14 protein-coding genes are annotated in these 16,914 nt (G+C 37.2%); 8 read left to right on the top strand and 6 right to left on the bottom strand.

The window, feature by feature from the left end:
* Positions 1-32: 32 nt before the first annotated feature.
* On the top strand, positions 33-554 hold the full coding sequence (locus tag KO505_RS01375; protein WP_252731584.1) for a DUF6702 family protein: 522 nt from the start codon (positions 33-35) through the stop codon (positions 552-554).
* A gap of 13 nt (positions 555-567) precedes the next feature.
* Here the strand turns inward: KO505_RS01375 and KO505_RS01370 are convergent, their stop codons facing one another.
* Positions 568-927, bottom strand: coding sequence for a MerC domain-containing protein (locus KO505_RS01370; RefSeq protein ID WP_216053645.1), 360 nt, complete (start codon positions 925-927; stop codon positions 568-570).
* A gap of 191 nt (positions 928-1,118) precedes the next feature.
* Here KO505_RS01370 and KO505_RS01365 point away from each other — a divergent pair, with 191 nt between their 5' ends.
* Both KO505_RS01365 and KO505_RS01360 read left to right on the top strand, forming a co-directional pair.
* A complete protein-coding gene (locus KO505_RS01365) occupies positions 1,119-1,694 on the top strand; it encodes a MotA/TolQ/ExbB proton channel family protein (RefSeq protein WP_252731583.1) in 576 nt (191 codons plus the stop codon).
* A complete protein-coding gene (locus KO505_RS01360) occupies positions 1,694-2,023 on the top strand; it encodes a DUF2149 domain-containing protein (protein ID WP_216053644.1) in 330 nt (109 codons plus the stop codon). Before KO505_RS01365 ends, KO505_RS01360 begins: the two co-directional genes overlap by 1 nt.
* A gap of 53 nt (positions 2,024-2,076) precedes the next feature.
* On the opposite strand, the gene KO505_RS01355 is transcribed toward KO505_RS01360, so the two are convergent.
* On the bottom strand, positions 2,077-3,039 hold the full coding sequence (locus KO505_RS01355; RefSeq protein WP_216053643.1) for a zinc transporter ZntB: 963 nt from the start codon (positions 3,037-3,039) through the stop codon (positions 2,077-2,079).
* A 68-nt stretch (positions 3,040-3,107) separates the two neighbouring features.
* Positions 3,108-5,654, bottom strand: a complete 2,547-nt coding sequence (locus KO505_RS01350) for a DUF748 domain-containing protein (protein WP_216053642.1) — start codon at positions 5,652-5,654, stop codon at positions 3,108-3,110.
* A gap of 232 nt (positions 5,655-5,886) precedes the next feature.
* On the opposite strand from KO505_RS01350, the gene KO505_RS01345 reads away from it, so the two are divergent.
* The 3 genes from KO505_RS01345 to KO505_RS01335 are packed head-to-tail and all read left to right on the top strand — an operon-like array spanning position 5,887 to position 8,298.
* A complete protein-coding gene (locus tag KO505_RS01345; RefSeq protein WP_216053641.1) occupies positions 5,887-6,099 on the top strand; it encodes a DUF4266 domain-containing protein in 213 nt (70 codons plus the stop codon).
* Entirely contained in the window at positions 6,090-7,394 is a 1,305-nt protein-coding gene (locus KO505_RS01340) for a DUF3570 domain-containing protein (protein WP_216053640.1), read from the top strand. Before KO505_RS01345 ends, KO505_RS01340 begins: the two co-directional genes overlap by 10 nt.
* A 16-nt stretch (positions 7,395-7,410) precedes the next feature.
* A complete protein-coding gene (locus tag KO505_RS01335; protein WP_216053639.1) occupies positions 7,411-8,298 on the top strand; it encodes an FAD:protein FMN transferase in 888 nt (295 codons plus the stop codon).
* 74 nt (positions 8,299-8,372) lie between these two features.
* Here the strand turns inward: KO505_RS01335 and dnaJ are convergent, their stop codons facing one another.
* On the bottom strand, positions 8,373-9,515 hold the full coding sequence (dnaJ, locus tag KO505_RS01330) for a molecular chaperone DnaJ (protein ID WP_216053638.1): 1,143 nt from the start codon (positions 9,513-9,515) through the stop codon (positions 8,373-8,375).
* A gap of 206 nt (positions 9,516-9,721) precedes the next feature.
* Positions 9,722-11,647 (bottom strand): molecular chaperone DnaK, encoded by a 1,926-nt coding sequence (gene dnaK / locus KO505_RS01325; protein WP_216053637.1) that lies wholly within the window; start codon positions 11,645-11,647, stop codon positions 9,722-9,724.
* A 264-nt stretch (positions 11,648-11,911) separates the two neighbouring features.
* Here dnaK and KO505_RS01320 point away from each other — a divergent pair, with 264 nt between their 5' ends.
* On the top strand, positions 11,912-12,877 hold the full coding sequence (locus KO505_RS01320; protein WP_216053636.1) for a hypothetical protein: 966 nt from the start codon (positions 11,912-11,914) through the stop codon (positions 12,875-12,877).
* 23 nt (positions 12,878-12,900) lie between these two features.
* Complete coding sequence (locus tag KO505_RS01315) at positions 12,901-14,091, top strand: GGDEF domain-containing protein (RefSeq protein ID WP_216053635.1); 1,191 nt, start codon at positions 12,901-12,903, stop codon at positions 14,089-14,091.
* On the opposite strand, the gene glnE is transcribed toward KO505_RS01315, so the two are convergent.
* Positions 14,083-16,905, bottom strand: coding sequence for a bifunctional [glutamate--ammonia ligase]-adenylyl-L-tyrosine phosphorylase/[glutamate--ammonia-ligase] adenylyltransferase (gene glnE / locus KO505_RS01310; protein ID WP_216053634.1), 2,823 nt, complete (start codon positions 16,903-16,905; stop codon positions 14,083-14,085). The two genes, KO505_RS01315 and glnE, sit on opposite strands and share 9 nt — an antisense overlap.
* Positions 16,906-16,914: the final 9 nt, after the last annotated feature.

The raw sequence follows: 16,914 nt of genomic DNA, 5'->3' as shown, positions 1-16,914 counted from the left end.
ACTTACCTCGGGCATTTTTATATGAGATTATTATGTTCAAACGATTAACTTTAATTACCCTTATAGTAATTACCGCTGCATTTAGTTCACCAAGCATAAGCAAACAAGAAAGTGCACACAAACTAAAAACCGCATTCACTGTCATTCTGTTTAACGAACGTACTGATAACTTAGAAGTCATGCACCGCTTTTATTTGCATGATGCTGAGGAAGCCGTTTGGGAGCTTATAGACAAAAAAGCCGATATTATTGGTAACCCTGATACGCAAGAAAAATTTGCTGAATACGTTATTAAGCGTTTTGGTTTAAAAGATCAAAATGGTGATGACATCAATTTAGATTTAGTGGGCTTTCAGAACGACGCTGGTTATTTCTGGGTATACCAAGAAATTAAACAACCAACGGGACTAACTCAATTGCAAATACGTGATGATGCGTTACGAGATATTTGGGATGAACAATTTAACGTTGTCAATGTTGAAGGTTTTGAGCAAGTTGTTACCTTGAGCTTTTCCGGATCTGATACTTGGTTATCTACCGATATAGCCCATTAAAATCAGTTTTAAATTAAACTGATTTTAATTTTTTACGATTAATTAAATGAGCACTAATTACAAAAACACTGCCAATTATTGTTAATACGGTTTCTGTCGTATCACCAATTAAAATCGCAATTGATAATGTAATCACACCAAGGACGGCTAATATTGCAGGGTTACGATTACGATGCGCAACATAGGCTTTTGGTAAGCTCACCGCTAAAATAATAATAATTGGCGTTAGTAACGCTGTATGCATCCAACCTTCATGTATTGATTCAGCCATATGACTTAAGCCTAAGCTGGCGCCAAACGCCACTAACAATATAGGTAAAAAACAATGGATCATGCATAAAACTGACAGCCATGCACCCAATACATCACGCATTATAATTCCAACTCTAAAAATCAAGATTTGATATAATATAACATTACATTTTTTTGCGCCACATTTTAATTCTATATCTAACTAAACTCACAACCATTAAATGATAATCATTCCTATTTACATTTACTTTTTTTAATATTTGTTTACACTACGCCAAATCAAAATTTATTTTACTTGCGGAGTAGTTTGTCTTGTTAACATTTATTGAAAACCTTATGGCTGATGTGTCAGAGTTATTTATTGCACCTGTGATCATCGCAATATTAATCATGTTTATTTATGCTTTATTTGCACTCGGTGCTTTTTCTTCCCAAACCTTGATCCGTAGAAAAAACGTCATTCCGTATTTTAAACAAACCAAGCAGCATGACACTGAACAAGTCCCTGGTTATGAAATCCACAATTACTTTGTAGAGAATAAAAATGCATCTGAAGATGAATTAGAGGTCGTTGCTCTTAAGAAGTTAGAGACTTTACGAATTGTAACTCGATTGAGCCCAATGTTAGGCCTTATTGCAACTATGATCCCAATGGGTCCTGCATTGAAGTCTTTAGCGGATGGTAACATTCAAGGCATCAGTGAGAACCTTATCATCGCCTTTGCTGCCGTTATTTGGGGATTAGTGGTATCAACCCTTACTTTTTGGCCTGCTACGGTTAAAAAGCGTTGGTACGCAGACGAACTCATCAATATTAGAAAAATCAAAGAACACCAATCAAAAACAACCGAAACAGAAACGACACCTAAGTTGGAAGGTGCAGCGTAATGAAATTTTTAAATGAAGATGAGGAGCTAAACCCCATCATTAGTGCAGTTAACTTAGTGGATGTATTTTTAGTGATCATCGCCGCGTTGTTAATTGCGATTGCGCAAAATCCACTTAATACCTTTAACGCTGAAAATGTCACCGTCATTAAAAACGCTGGTGAGCCCAACATGGAGGTAATAGTGAAAGAAGGTAAAGAAATCAAACAATATAAATCTAACGGTGCTATTGGTTCAGGCGAAGGTACCAAAGCGGGTATTGCTTACAAAATGGCCGACGGCTCAATGGTTTACGTTCCAAACGACGATAAAAAGACCACTGGTGAGTAACATTAAACACAGCGTTCTGATAATGAGCGCTGTGTTCAATTATCATCGCCTTATTAAAACCATTTATTCTTTTTAAATACCCAAATTTGTAACGAAACAATAAGCCCTAACATGAGAGCAAAGATTGCAAAAGCATATTCGTTATCGGCCCCAGGTATGCCTCCCACATTAATCCCTAACATCCCGGTTAAGAATCCAAGAGGAAGGAAGATAGCAGCCACAATTGAAAGTACATACATGCGGCCATTCATTTGCTCAGCCAATCTATTACTTAATTCTTCTTGGCTTACAGCGGCTCTGTCTTTTATTGAGTCCAAATCTTCAATAAAACGTATTAAATGATCGGTCGTTTCACGTAATTGTATTTTTTCTTCACTACTAAATAAGGTTACTTTTTCGCTTAATAATTGCTGCATTGCCTCACGTTGTGGTGATAAATAACGACGTAATGAGATTATTTGACGTCGTAGGTCAGATAATTCATTGCGAAGACTGTAATTACTCGATAACAAAATTGACTCTTCAATTTCAGATACTTTATCTTCAATTTCTTCGATAGTGCCTGACATCCGAGCAATTAAGCGTTCAGCCAATAAACTAACAAATTGAGCTGGCGTTTTAGGTCCTTCACCAATAGATAATTCATTCGCTATGTCTTTAACTGATAATAAGGTGCGGTGACGTGTGCTAATAACTTTATCTTTTGAAAACCATAACCGGATAGAAACCATATCTTCAGGATTACTATTGGCGGCTAAATTGACTCCTCGTAACGAGATCAGAATGCCATCATTAAACACGGATGCTCTTGGCCGAGTTTCATCATTAAGTAAAGCGTCAATAACTACTTGGTTTAATCCACTTTGTTCCTGCAACCATTTTGATGTCCCCTCAGCTTTGTAATCAAAGTGTAACCAATAAGGTTTGTCGTTCTGCAGTTGCTCAAGCTGATGAATATCATTACTTGATGTTTGTGCACCAAAATAATAGCCGTAAATAAACTGTTCTGATTGCATAAACGTTACTCCCACATTCATAACAAGGGTTGGAAATGACCTACATCTTTTGGTCATGACATAAATAATTAATTAGTAAAGGTTAACCTTGGTTTAGCATCTACTGCTGTGTCAATTTTAGGTGCGCATAACAACAGTCGTGCACTGTCTATTTGATGATTTTCAATCATATAATCTTTAAAGTTTTTCATCCGTTTTAACGACAGCTTATTTAACTTATCCAACTGATTACTTGTTAACTTTTCTGAATTTTGCACATCAATATCGGTTTTTGTGGCGACAGCACAAACTGTAATTTGGGTCGATTTTTTATCTAACATTAACGCTGAAAATTGATTTAAGAACACGTCGGCAGACTTAGGCAATTCATCTTCACCTGTCTCTAAAATTAGATCTTGGAATCTGACTTTAAGAATAAACTCGCCAGCTTGCATGCCAATTTGAATAATATTGGCGTAAGGAACAAACGCGTTCATTAAATACTTTTTGGTCGCTGACATGGTCGCTCTTTGAATTAACAAAGCCATAAATCCACTTAGTCGAAAATCAGGGGAATCTAAACTGCCTTCAACAGGTACATCTAGCTCTATATTACCTTTCCCATCCTTTAACATAGACAAAGCAACGTTAACGGGAATAAAAGTATCCACCGTATTGGACTCGTCGTATTCCACCGCTTCGGCTAACTCAACACGCGCTATGTTAAGCTTGGCATTTCCTTTAATAATGTCATCATCAATTATAAAGTTGGTGACCGTGTTTAATTGGCCACTTTCAATCGCCATGATCTCTTTGATGTAAGCCGTTATTGTCGACAGATCAAACTCAGTGACATTGATATCAGCTTTTATGTATTTTTTACTACTAAATGGTTTTATTTCAGCATCTAAGGTAAATTTTGAGTACTGATCTAGATCGCCAGTCATACGGATTTTTGACATATCATTTGGCATTGAGCTATCAATAGGCTCAACAGAAAATGATGTTACTTGAATGATATTTTCATAACTTGGCGAGACCGATGTATCTGAGATAGCAAAGTGTAAACTGTCTTCCAGACTTATCTTACCGATATAAATATCAAACTTATTCTCATTCACTTTTTGCTCAACGATTTCAGGCTTTTTGTCTGAATTACTTTCCGATGACACCTGTGTATCATTAGTCGGTGTGTTAGCAGGCGGTAACACAGAATTCAGTTGTACTATTTGCCCATCTTTTAACTTAGTGATTGCCGCCTTGATTTTAGAAAAGTCAATGTTCGCGATATGTAAACTATCTTTAGTTAATTGAATATCAGCAACCGTGAGCTTTTCAAGCTCGAGCAGCGGTAATTCAGCTTGTTGCGTCGGTTGAGGTTCTTTCTGAGATGCCACATCATCAAGGGAGTTAACCAAGGTAATATTATTTAACTCAAGTAAACTCGCTTGGATTAAACTCTCACCACCTTCTAACAAAATATCAATGTCTGGGATATCGAGTTTGGTTAGTTTTAGCAACTCGTTAACAGCGCCCCTATCATTATCTGCCAAGGTAACCAGTAAGTCATTTTGCTGAAAGTTTAGGTTTGAACGAAGTGTTAAGTCTTGCATAACATTCATTGTAGAAACATGTTCGGGATTTAAAATACTTTCAACAGAATGTGGCAACAGTATTTCCACTACCCCTTCTTTAATACCTAAATCCGCAAGGTTTAACCTCACGTTTTGTTGGCCGTTTTGTTCAACCACAAAATTAGCCAAGAGAAAGTTGATATTTTGTATTTGTGAAGATATCTCAGTTTTACTAAATGCCACTTCTTGTTTTAAATTAAGAGAAACCAATCCAGCTATATTTCTAAACGCGTTACCTGTAGACTTCATTAATAGTGAGTTTAACGTGCCAAGACTGACTTCTTGAATATCTAAGTCATATTGTAGCTCACCCACGCCTTTACCTAAGCCAAAACTTGCGTCCAATTCAATCAAAGCTTGGTTGAATAACAAGCTAATATCGATATCAGCAGATTGTTTATGTTGTGACACTAACAGATCAGTTAAAGTCAGTTGTGAAAACTCGACAACTTGCTCCTGCCCTTCTAAATCAAACAATAATGTCGCGTTTGAAAACGAAAATAGTGGCATTTCAAATGATAAAGATGACAGCCAATCATGATTACTTTGCTCTGATTTAGCCGCTTCTGATTTAATATTGTCAGGTTGCGCAGGTAAAGCGTTAATATGAGCTAATGTTCTAGAGACATCGGTTTTCAACCCCGATATTTCAAATTTTTCAATCACCACTCTTTTGGCAAATAACTTGAACAAGCTAAATTCGATTGTAGCAGTTGGGATTGAAATTAATTCAACGTCTTCATTGACTACCTTTGTTTGTGGGTCCGTCTCATTTGACTCTTGTTTGTTAAGCACAAACACTTGTAAATCAGTTATATAAATTTGTGAGATAAAAGGGTTATATCTAACGGACGAGGTTTCATTAAGCTGTAAGTTTTTATTTGCTAAAAAATCGGTTAAATACTTATCTACTATTAATGGTGAAAATGCCCAAATTGCTCCATTTAGCAATAAATAACAAATCAGAATTACTTTAATTATGCGGGTATATATATTCGACATGACTCAACTTTTTTGGAAGTTTATTATTCAGCCTAATTAAAAAGGCCGTATTGAAATAAATAGCAGGTTAGTTGCGTTTAATTTAACATCAATTGTATACACAATAAACGTTATTTATTACCTTTAATCTGTAAATTTAGTTGCTGTTTTAAAACATATTTCTATCATTTCTGGTTTCTATCATAATAACTATCTATAGTTATCTTAATCCAACAGAAAAAGTACATAACGCATGAAAATTATCATTTCAATATTGCTCACAATAACCTTATCAGCTTGTGCAAATATTGGCCCTAAGCCCTGGGAAAAAGGACTACTGGCCGAAGAACAGATGACATTAGAAGCAAATGCCATCGATATGGGTTTGGACGACCATATATATTTTAGTAAAGAAGGTACGAGTGGTGGACGTTCGTTTGCCGGTGGAGGATGTGGATGCAACTAAAAGATGTATCAGGCTTAATTGCGAGTGCGGCTTGTTGTTTAATTTCAGCCGATGTCATAGCGAATGAGAGCATAAACACCGAATCTGATTGGTTGGATGATTGGCAAATTGACTCTGCATTAATGTTATACAGCGAAGTAGACCGTGTCAGTGCGTTGGAAGCGGTCTTCTCTTTTAAAAAAGACTTCAAAGATGAACACATCTTTAGTGGCAAATTGGTTATAGATTCATTAACGGGCGCCTCAGCAAATGGCGCGGTATCTCAACCTATAGTGCAAACATTTACTCGCCCATCAGGTAATGCGCAATATACGGTAAAGGCAAATGAAACACCGTTGGATGACACTTTTAAAGATACCAGAGTACAAATTAACGGACAATGGACGAGCCCTTTCTCCGCAGATATCACGACTAGTTTTGGTGGTCAATTATCCAAAGAGTACGATTATTTGTCTTTGTCAGTTAACGGCTCTATATCTTGGGACACTAATTTTAACAACACCAGTTATTCATTGGGTGGTTCATATGCTTATGACGAAATAGAACCAGAAGGCGGTATTCCCATTGCCTTGACGAAACATTATTCCGACCCGGCTTTATTTGCGTCACAAGCGCTATTTGATCAAGCATACAGTAGTACTATTGCAACAACGTCTTCTGATAAACAAACATTTGATATGTTATTTGGTGTCACACAAGTTTGGACCAAAAGGCTAATCACATTAATTAATGTCGGCATATCGAAAGTAGATGGATATATAACCGACCCATTCAAAATAGTGAGTCGAGTACAATCAGACGGTTATACTCTTGATAATATTAATGAAAGCCGTCCTGATTCCAGAAATAAACAAAGCTATTTCATGCAATCAAAGTATCACTTTGATTGGGCCATCTTTGATGTATCTTATCGATATTCAACCGATGATTGGGAGATTAATTCACACACGTTAGAATCAAGGATTCACATTCCATCTAAGTTGACGAGTTATTGGCAACCGCATGTCAGAATTTATCAGCAATCGGCGGCAGAGTTTTATGCTCCGTTTATTTTAAGTCAAAATGAAACGCCTAATTACGTTAGCGCTGATTACCGAATAGGCGATTTAAACGCTATTACCTTAGGTTTAAAATACGGTGATCAAACTCAAGCTGGTAACCCGTATTCGATTCGTTTAGAGTATTATTTTCAAACGTCTGAAGATAGTGGGCATGCGCGCCCAGGGGTATTACAGCAACAAGACTTGTACCCGAGTGTTAGTGCTATTGTCGTGCAGTATAATTATCGTTTTTAAAATGAGTATTTAAATAATGGCGAGTAAAGTAAAAGTAACGCAAAAGGAAGATTGTATACAGGTTGCTTTTACTGCTATGGCTTCCCCTTGTTATTTATTAATAGAAGGCCAAGACGCCAAACAGCACCAAGACTTTATCAAACAAACGTTACGCGAAGTACAACGATTAGAACAAAAGTTTTCTCGCTATTTACCTGACAGTGTCTGCTCCAAAATAAATGCCTCAAACGGTAAACCGGTAAAAATTGATCCTGAAACCTACAATTTATTTAAATACGCCAAAGAATTATATGAGATATCCGAGGGGTTATTCGATATCACCTCTGGCGTATTACGACGAGCTTGGACATTTAGTAATGAAATGGTCACGCCATCACAATCAACTATCGACAAGATATTGCCTTTTGTGGGCTGGAAAAAAATGAAATTTGAGTTGGATGCCATCACTTTAAAAAATGGCATGGAAGTAGATTTTGGTGGAATCGCAAAAGAATACGCGGTGAGTTACATTGCCGAAATTGGCCGTAAACAATTACCAAATCATTCTATTTTAATTAACTTGGGTGGTGATATAGAAATAAGCCAAGAACGTACTGACGGCAAAAAGTGGACCATTGGTATTGAACGACGCAACCAAGAGCCGCAAGTTGTACAACTAAATAAAGGCGCAATGGCAACCAGTGGTGACACGCATAGGTTTGTTATTATTAACAATCAAAGGTACAGCCATATTCTCAACCCCATGACAGGTTGGCCTATTAAACAAACCGTTTCTACCGTTACCGTCACAGCAAGATCTTGTATTCAAGCCGGTTCCATTGCAACGCTTGCTTTATTGCATGGCAAAAATACTGAGGCTTTTTTATCCACGCAAAAAGGCATTAAATACGTTGTAAATAAATAGTTCTGAGCATCATCGATCCTTTAATAAGTATAAAAAAACCGGCACTTGGCCGGTTCTCATTTAATTACAAGTTTCTAACTTGTTAAGTCATCAAAAAACTTTTTAACACCATCGAAGAAACCTTGTTCCTTCGGACGATATTTAGAGGTTTTACCTGACATGCTTTCTTCAAATTGATTTAGTAAATCTTTTTGTTTGTCATTAAGATTAACAGGCGTTTCAATAACCACTTTACATAACAAGTCACCAGTAGCGCCACCGCGTACCGACTTAACACCTTTTCCACGTAAGCGGAACATTTTACCCGATTGAGTTTCAGCAGGCACTTTAAGTTTAGCGCGACCATCCAGTGTTGGCACTTCAATCTCGCCACCTAAGGCTGCCGTTGTGAAGCCAATTGGGACATTACAATATAAGTTAGTACCGTCACGTTCAAAGATCTTATGTTCTTTAACATGCACTTGAACGAATAAGTCACCGCTGCCGGCACCATTCGGCCCAGCTTCACCTTCACCTGCTAGGCGAATTCTGTCGCCTGTATCAACACCGGCTGGAATTTTAACGGATAATGTTTTGGTCTTTTCAACACGGCCTTGGCCATAACATGACTTACAAGGATCAGAAATAATCTGCCCTTGTCCTTTACAAGTTGGACATGGTTGCTGAACGGCAAAAAAGCCTTGGCGCATCTGAACTTGACCTTGACCATGACAAGTTGAACATGTCTTAGGTTTAGAACCTTTATTCGCACCACTGCCATGACAAGGTTCACAACTTACCCAAGTAGGTACTTTGATTTCTAACTCTTTGCCACGTACCGCGTCTTCTAAACTCATCTCTAAGTTATAACGTAAGTCTGATCCACGTTGCTGACGTTGACCACCACCTCCGCGACGACCTCCGCCACCAAAGATGTCACCAAACACATCACCAAATACATCGCTAAAGTCACCGCCTCCGCCAAATCCGCCGTGACCGCCGCCATGCCCTTGTTCAAATGCAGCATGACCATATTGATCATATTTTTGACGATTGCCAGCATCAGATAAGATTTCGTAAGCTTCTTTAACTTCTTTGAATTTGACTTCTAAATCTTTATTACCCTCAGTGCGGTCGGGGTGATATTTCATCGCCAAGCGTTTATACGCTTTTTTGATTTCTCGCTCTGTTGCGCTTTTATCAACACCCAGAACTTCGTAATAATCGCTTTTAGACATAACTAAAAATTAACCTTAGCTTTTAAATTTTTGAAACAAACAAGGGCGGAATCCGCCCATGTGTAATATTTTAACTAAATCATGATCTTAATACTAAGAAGGATTTAGATGTTCTAGTTGGCTTCAGGTCTAGGAGGAAGCGCGCAATGTGGTTTACCACCTGAGCACTTCCGACAACGACATGGAGTCAAATAGGACGATATAAATTATTTCTTATCGTCGTTCACTTCTTCAAACTCTGCATCTACTACATCATCATCTTGTGCAGATTGAGCTTGTTCAGCGCCTGCATCTGGACCAGCTTGTTGAGCACCGGCTTTCGCTTGTGCGATTTCAACTAACTTTTGAGACGCTTCCATAAGCGCTTGAGATTTAGCTTCGATATCTTCTTTTGAACCTGACTTAGATGCATCTTTAAGATCTGAAATTGCTTTTTCAATTGCTTCTTTGTCTTCAGCTGGTAAGTCGTCACCGGCTTCAGTGATTTGTTTTTCAGTCGCATGTGCTAGACCATCAGCTTGATTACGAGCTTGAGCTAAGTCTGCAAACTTTTTATCTTCTTCTGCATTTGCTTCTGCGTCACGAACCATTGCTTCGATTTCGTCATCTGATAAACCTGAAGATGCTTGGATTGTGATCTTCTGCTCTTTACCAGTGTCTTTATCTTTTGCAGATACGTGTAAGATACCATCAGCGTCTACGTCAAATGTCACTTCAATTTGAGGCGTACCGCGTTGTGCTGCACGTATACCTTCTAAGTTAAATTGACCTAGAGATTTATTACTTGCTGCTTGTTTACGCTCACCTTGTAACACATGGATTGTTACGGCTGCTTGGTTATCTTCAGCAGTTGAGAATGTTTGTGACTGTTTTGTAGGAATCGTTGTGTTTTTCTCGATTACTGCAGTCATTACGCCACCCATAGTCTCAATACCTAGAGATAAAGGTGTTACGTCTAATAATAATACGTCTTTTACGTCACCAGATAAAACACCAGCTTGGATAGCAGCACCTACGGCTACCGCTTCGTCAGGGTTTACATCTTTACGAGGTTCTTTACCGAAAAATTCAGAAACAACCGCTTGTACTTTAGGCATACGTGTTTGACCACCAACTAAGATGATGTCATTGACATCACTTACTGATAGGTCTGCATCTTTAAGCGCTAATTTTAACGGCTCTAAAGTCGCGTTGATCATATCTTCAACAAGAGACTCTAATTTTGCACGAGTCAATTTGATGTTCATGTGTTTAGGACCAGAAGCATCCGCTGTGACATATGGTAAGTTTACTTCTGTGTTTTGAGCTGAAGATAATTCAATTTTTGCTTTTTCTGCCGCTTCTTTAACACGTTGCATAGCAAGAGGATCATTTTTAAGATTAACACCTTGCTCTTTTTTGAATTCTTCAACTAAGTAGTTGATAACACGGTTATCAAAATCTTCACCACCTAAGTGAGTGTCACCATTTGTTGCTAGTACTTCAAAAGTTTGCTCGCCATCTACTTCATCAATTTCGATGATAGAGATATCAAATGTACCACCACCTAAGTCGTATACAGCAACGATATTGTCGCCGCCTTTTTTACCAAGACCGTATGCTAATGCTGCCGCAGTTGGTTCGTTGATAATACGTTTAACATCTAAACCAGCAATACGGCCAGCGTCTTTAGTTGCTTGACGTTGTGAGTCATTGAAATATGCTGGTACAGTGATTACTGCAGAAGTTACGGCTTCACCAAGGTAATCTTCTGCTGTCTTTTTCATTTTCTTAAGAACTTCAGCAGAAACTTGAGGTGCAGCCATTTTTTCGTTTTTAACTTCAACCCATGCATCACCATTGTCAGCTTTAACAATTTTAAAAGGCATGATGTCGATGTCACGTTGTACTTCTTTATCTTCCCAACGACGACCAATTAAACGCTTGATAGCGAATAATGTATTTGTCGGGTTTGTCACTGCTTGACGTTTTGCTGGTTGACCAACAAGTATTTCACCGTCTTCTGTATAAGCAATGATAGAAGGTGTTGTACGATCACCTTCCGCATTTTCAATTACGCGTGGTGTATCACCATCTAATACTGCAACACAAGAGTTAGTTGTACCTAAATCTATACCAATCATTCTACCCATGGGATACTCTCCAAAATTCAGTTAATAGGGGTTTAAATTTTCTTGCTAACTAAGTGGGGTTATGTGAATGCTTTTCAACTCAATTTTTAATTTTTTTTACAAAAATATGTAAATTTTTACTGATGTTTCCATTTTTTCATGGTTTTTATAAACTTTGTGCTCAATGAATGTTATAAATACATACTTGGTAAGATATTACAGCGCTGTAACTATGGTTTATTTTCAACCTTCAAATATATTAATAGTAAGACTTATAGGTAAATAATGAAAAGTCAGGCTATTGTTCTTATTTTATTTCTTATCATGAACATCACTCAACAATCCCAAGCTAAAAACACAAACAATATTCATAAAGTGTGTGCTTCTCAAGCTTCCTCTTGCCTAGAGCTTTTACCTGATGAATTAGCTAAGTTAAGGCCTCGTTCCAATGCTTGGTATAAACTCAAACTATATGAATTAGAAAGTTTATTTGTTTTACAACAAACAGAAAAACAACGGGCCGTGTTAGCTGATCTGCACCCCGTTGATGCTGCACCAATTGTATTTCAAATCACCGCTTACTTATATTTAGCTAAAAACGCCTATTTTTATAAAGAATTTGAATCCGCGGAACATTATTCTGAAATTGTATTTAATTTAATTGAACAAGTAACTGAGACATACCCGGATCCCAGAAAGATTATCTCTTTAGTAAACCTAAAGTTGTACCATGCTAAATTAGAGCTGCTTTCAGATAACGAGGCTGCTTATACTGAAAAATTATTAAATGCTTTATCAACTTTAGAATCACTAAGAGAAAAGTTTCACAATTCTTATGACCCTATTTTTAATCGAGAGCTGTATGGCAATATCGGTCATACCTATGCCAGGCTTGATAAACATGTCGAATCACTACAAGCTTACCAAACAGGCTTATTTTGGGCTCGTCAGGGAGTTGACCTGCAACAACTATCGGTTTCCATTTATAACGTTGCAAGAGCCTACCAAAAGTTGGAGTTCTTCGATAAAGCTTTAAAAGAATTTGAATTAGCAAAACAGGCCGCAATTAATGCCAAAGATGAGATTGTCGAACTATTTTGTTATTATCAGATGGCTGACATTTATTTCAATTTAAATCAAATAGAGCTCGTCCATCGAACTTTAGGTCATTTAAAAGGAAGGACTCTAGAAACTAACCTGTCAAAATATGTAAAAGAATTACAATTAAAAATCAGTAATAAACACAACTAAACTATTCACTTAAGGCAGTTGATTTGAGTACCTTTGTAATAACCAAAATAACCTATGCTTCTATCATGATTATGATAAGTCTGGTCGCCTCAACGTTTTATTTCCTTAGACCATTAAGACAGGTAGAACATAATATTGATGCTGATAAATACTTATCATTATTCTTTTTATTATTTGCGACCGCATTTGTTGTTTTTAGCTTAACTCTTACCAGACAAAACACTCTATTAGTTGTGATCAATAACACTTTATTTCTTATGGCTTTTGCTTATTTAAAAGCCGCGTTTAAAAGTCGCCATCCAAAACAAAAGCGCATTTTATTAGAGAAACCCATTTTATTAGTTTTATTGATATGTACATCAATAAACCTGTGTTTATTTCACTTTGTCGACAAATCGCAATTAGCAAGAATGATAGTTACTATGTTTGCTATCAACATTATCCTTTTCACTATTATTCCTTATATCGCACGTATCCCTAAACAACCTTCACCTGGTGAAAAATTAGCAATTAACTCAATAAAACTAACGATGTTAATCCTTAGCATTTTAATCATTGCTATCTTGGTGTTAAACAATCAAATTCATTATCTTTTTGCTATTACCATTGCGATTACTTTAGTGATCATGATTTTATTTGGCTCAACGTTGATCATGTTTTTATCGGAAGTGGCTGACTTATACCAAAAAGAATCAAGTATCGATTTCTTAACAGGCTTATTAAATCGACGTCACTTTTTTGTAAATTCAGACCAAATAGTCAAAATGGCAAAACGTGAAGGTTTCGAGGTTGCGGTTATTATGGGTGACATTGATGATTTTAAATTCATCAATGATGTATTTGGTCATGATCTTGGAGATCAGGTTATCGCTAACTTTGCTTCAATTATAAAAAAATTAACACGGGATACCGATATCACCGCAAGGTTTGGTGGCGAAGAGTTTTGTTTGTTGTTGCCTTATACCGATCAAAAAGGGGCGAACGAACTAGCCGAACGGATTAGGCTCGAAATAATGCAAACCATCATCCCATCACACATATGTGATGTTCGGTATACGGCTAGTTTTGGCGTGGCCACATTTGATAAAAGTGAACCACTAAACACCACTATTATTCATTCAGATCGAGCGTTATATTTCGCTAAAGAGCATGGTAAAAATCAAGTAAAACAATTCACAGAAGACTTAATGTTAAACCAAGAACGGTTAGAATAAACGTTGCCAAATTTGAATAACTTGGTCTCGGCTTTGTTCGATGTCGCTCATTAGGATTAACTTTTCATCCCCGTTTAATGAGGCTTTATGATAAAGCCTTCTGCATAACAAATATGCATCAACTAATAGTTTATAATGTTCTACCGAAATTAAATCCAATTGGCTAGCTAATTGTAATACTCTGACATTATCAGGCAGCTGCGTTAATTCAGGGTACTCTTTGCTTTTTGATAACACTAATAACTGACTAATAAATTCAATGTCAGCAATACCGCCGCGTGATTGTTTTAAATCAAATAAACCATCTTTTTCTTTATTCAAATTTTCATACATCTTAACCCGCATTGAAGCTATCTCTTGTTTAAGTGCTTCAACATCTCGATTGGTAGTTAATATATCACTACGAATTTGATTAAACCGCTCGCCTAACGAGTCATCCCCAATAATATATCTTGCTCGAACTAAAGCCTGATGCTCCCAAGTCCACGCTTCTGTTTGTTGATATTGGGCAAAGGTTTCTATGTTGATTGCTAACAAGCCCGAAGCGCCAGAAGGCCTTAAACGAGTATCTACTTCATACAGTTCACCGGACAAGGTTCTAGTGGTGAAAATATGCATAATTCGTTGTGCTAACTTTAAATAAAACTGTCTAGAATCAATTGGCTTTTTACCATCGGTTGGTAGTGAACTATCACAGTTATGCACAAATACGATATCGAGATCTGAACCATAACCTAATTCGTATCCCCCTAACTTGCCGTAACCTATTACGCCAAAGTTTTTATTATCTATCGAACTTCCAACAGGATATCCGTACTTAGCAACCATCTGAGTCCAGGCTATTTCTACTGCAAAATATAAACAAACACTGGCCAATTCAGTTAAGTGATCGCTCACTTGCATTAAATCCATTACACCTTGTACGTCACAAGCGGCAATTGCCAATTGGTTCGATAACTTAAATTGACGTAACACTTCCATTTGTAACTCTAAATCATCCGGCTCGACTCGCAGTAAATTTCGTCTTAAATCAGAATGATAACTAGATAACTCCGCAGGTGAATATAGTAATTTAGGGTCAATTAATAAATCCAACAACAGCGGAAATTTTGTTAACTCTTTACCAATAAAATGACAAGAGGTAACTAACTTAACCAACTGAGTTCTTGCCCCCTGATTTTCTACTAGTAACTCTAAGTAAGTGGTCCTTGACGCTATTTTTTTAACTAAGTTAAATACGGCAGTCGCCTGATTTAGTTGAATTTTTTGTGATTCACACTCAGCAAATAGTAAAGGCATTAATAAATCTAGTTTATCTTGGCCACGCCCTCCGCTTACAACATTGGTTAGATCTTCTTTTAAACCTTGAATCACAATATTATCGTCTTGGTTTTCGGCCATTTCATCTTTTAGTAACCAAATATCTCGCCATTTATTAATAAGGTGATCTTCTTGTTTTGCAGAATCTTGTGGCGCTTCACCTATAACATTCACAAATATATGGTTAATGTTTTGGCTGTGGTGTTCAAACGTTGTTAAAAATTCCGTCCAATCAGCTAACCCGAACAGTGTGACTAAACTTAACTGTTTAACTATATCTTGTGGAAGTGTTTGAGTTTGTTCGTCTGAAAACGCTTGAAGGTATTGTTCACACTGACGCAGCCATAAGTAGCTAGTTCTTAGTTGTTGTGATTCTTCCTCACTAAAAACCGATAACGCCACGAGTTCTGGTAAGGTTTTTAATAAACTTTGTTTTTGTAACTGTGGATCTTTACCGCCACGTAACATTTGTAATGCTTGGACAATAAACTCAGCTTCACGAATACCGCCCTCACCTAACTTGATGTTTAGTGTTAAATTTCTACGTTTCACTTCTTGTTGGATCTGACGTTTCATTTTTCTAAGGGCATCAATAACGCTGTAATCGATATAACGACGATAAACAAAGGGTTTTAACACTTGCATTAATAATTGTTGCTGAGTTAGTTCCGAGTTGGTTATGTCTGTACTTACCCCTAATGGCCTTGCTTTTAATAAAGCATAACGTTCCCACTCTCTGCCTTGATCTTGATAATAATCTTCTAAAGCGTCAAAACTACTGACAAGTGGTCCACTATCGCCAAACGGTCGTAAGCGCATATCAACTCTAAATACTCTGCCGTCAGCAGTGACAGAGTCCAAAAGTTGGATGATTTTTTGTGCCATTTTAGTGAAATAGATTTGGTAATCTTCACTTCTGCGACCTGTGCTCGTTTGGCCTTTTTGAGCATAACAAAATATTAAATCGATATCGGATGAAAAGTTCAGTTCTTTGCCACCAAGTTTTCCCATCCCAAGCGCAATTAATATAATTTCTTTACCATGAGTATCCAGCGCTACTCCCCAACGAGGCGCCATTTGGTGTTTAACCCACTCACGAGCTAACGTATAAAATTGATCCGCCAATGCTGATAATTCATCCATTGTTGTTTCAATGGATTGTAATTTCAAGAAATCTTTAGCTGCAATCACAGACATAACCCACTGTCTGAAACTTCTTAATTTTTGTACGAAGCTGTGTTCATCCAGAGACAACACCGACTGCTCAAGAAAAGGGATTTTGGTTAACAGTTCACCCGGTGAATTCAACGTTAAGAAGTATTCAGCTAAATGAGAGTATCGTTGGCAAGATTGGTAAATAAATTCGCTATGAGCTAACAATATGTTTGTTATCTCAGTTCCTACATCTGTAGGTTGAATCTCTGGCCATTTTAATAATAAAGAACTGAGCCGAGATTCAGCCAACGTCATTAACTCTTTAGGTAGGTTTTCCATTTGCTTTTC

The sequence above is a fragment of the Psychrosphaera sp. F3M07 genome (assembly GCF_018860345.1).
Classification (GTDB): Bacteria; Pseudomonadota; Gammaproteobacteria; order Enterobacterales; family Alteromonadaceae; genus Psychrosphaera; species Psychrosphaera aquimarina.
Note: the sequence above shows the minus strand (reverse complement) of the source record. Positions and strands in the feature narration are given on the sequence as shown.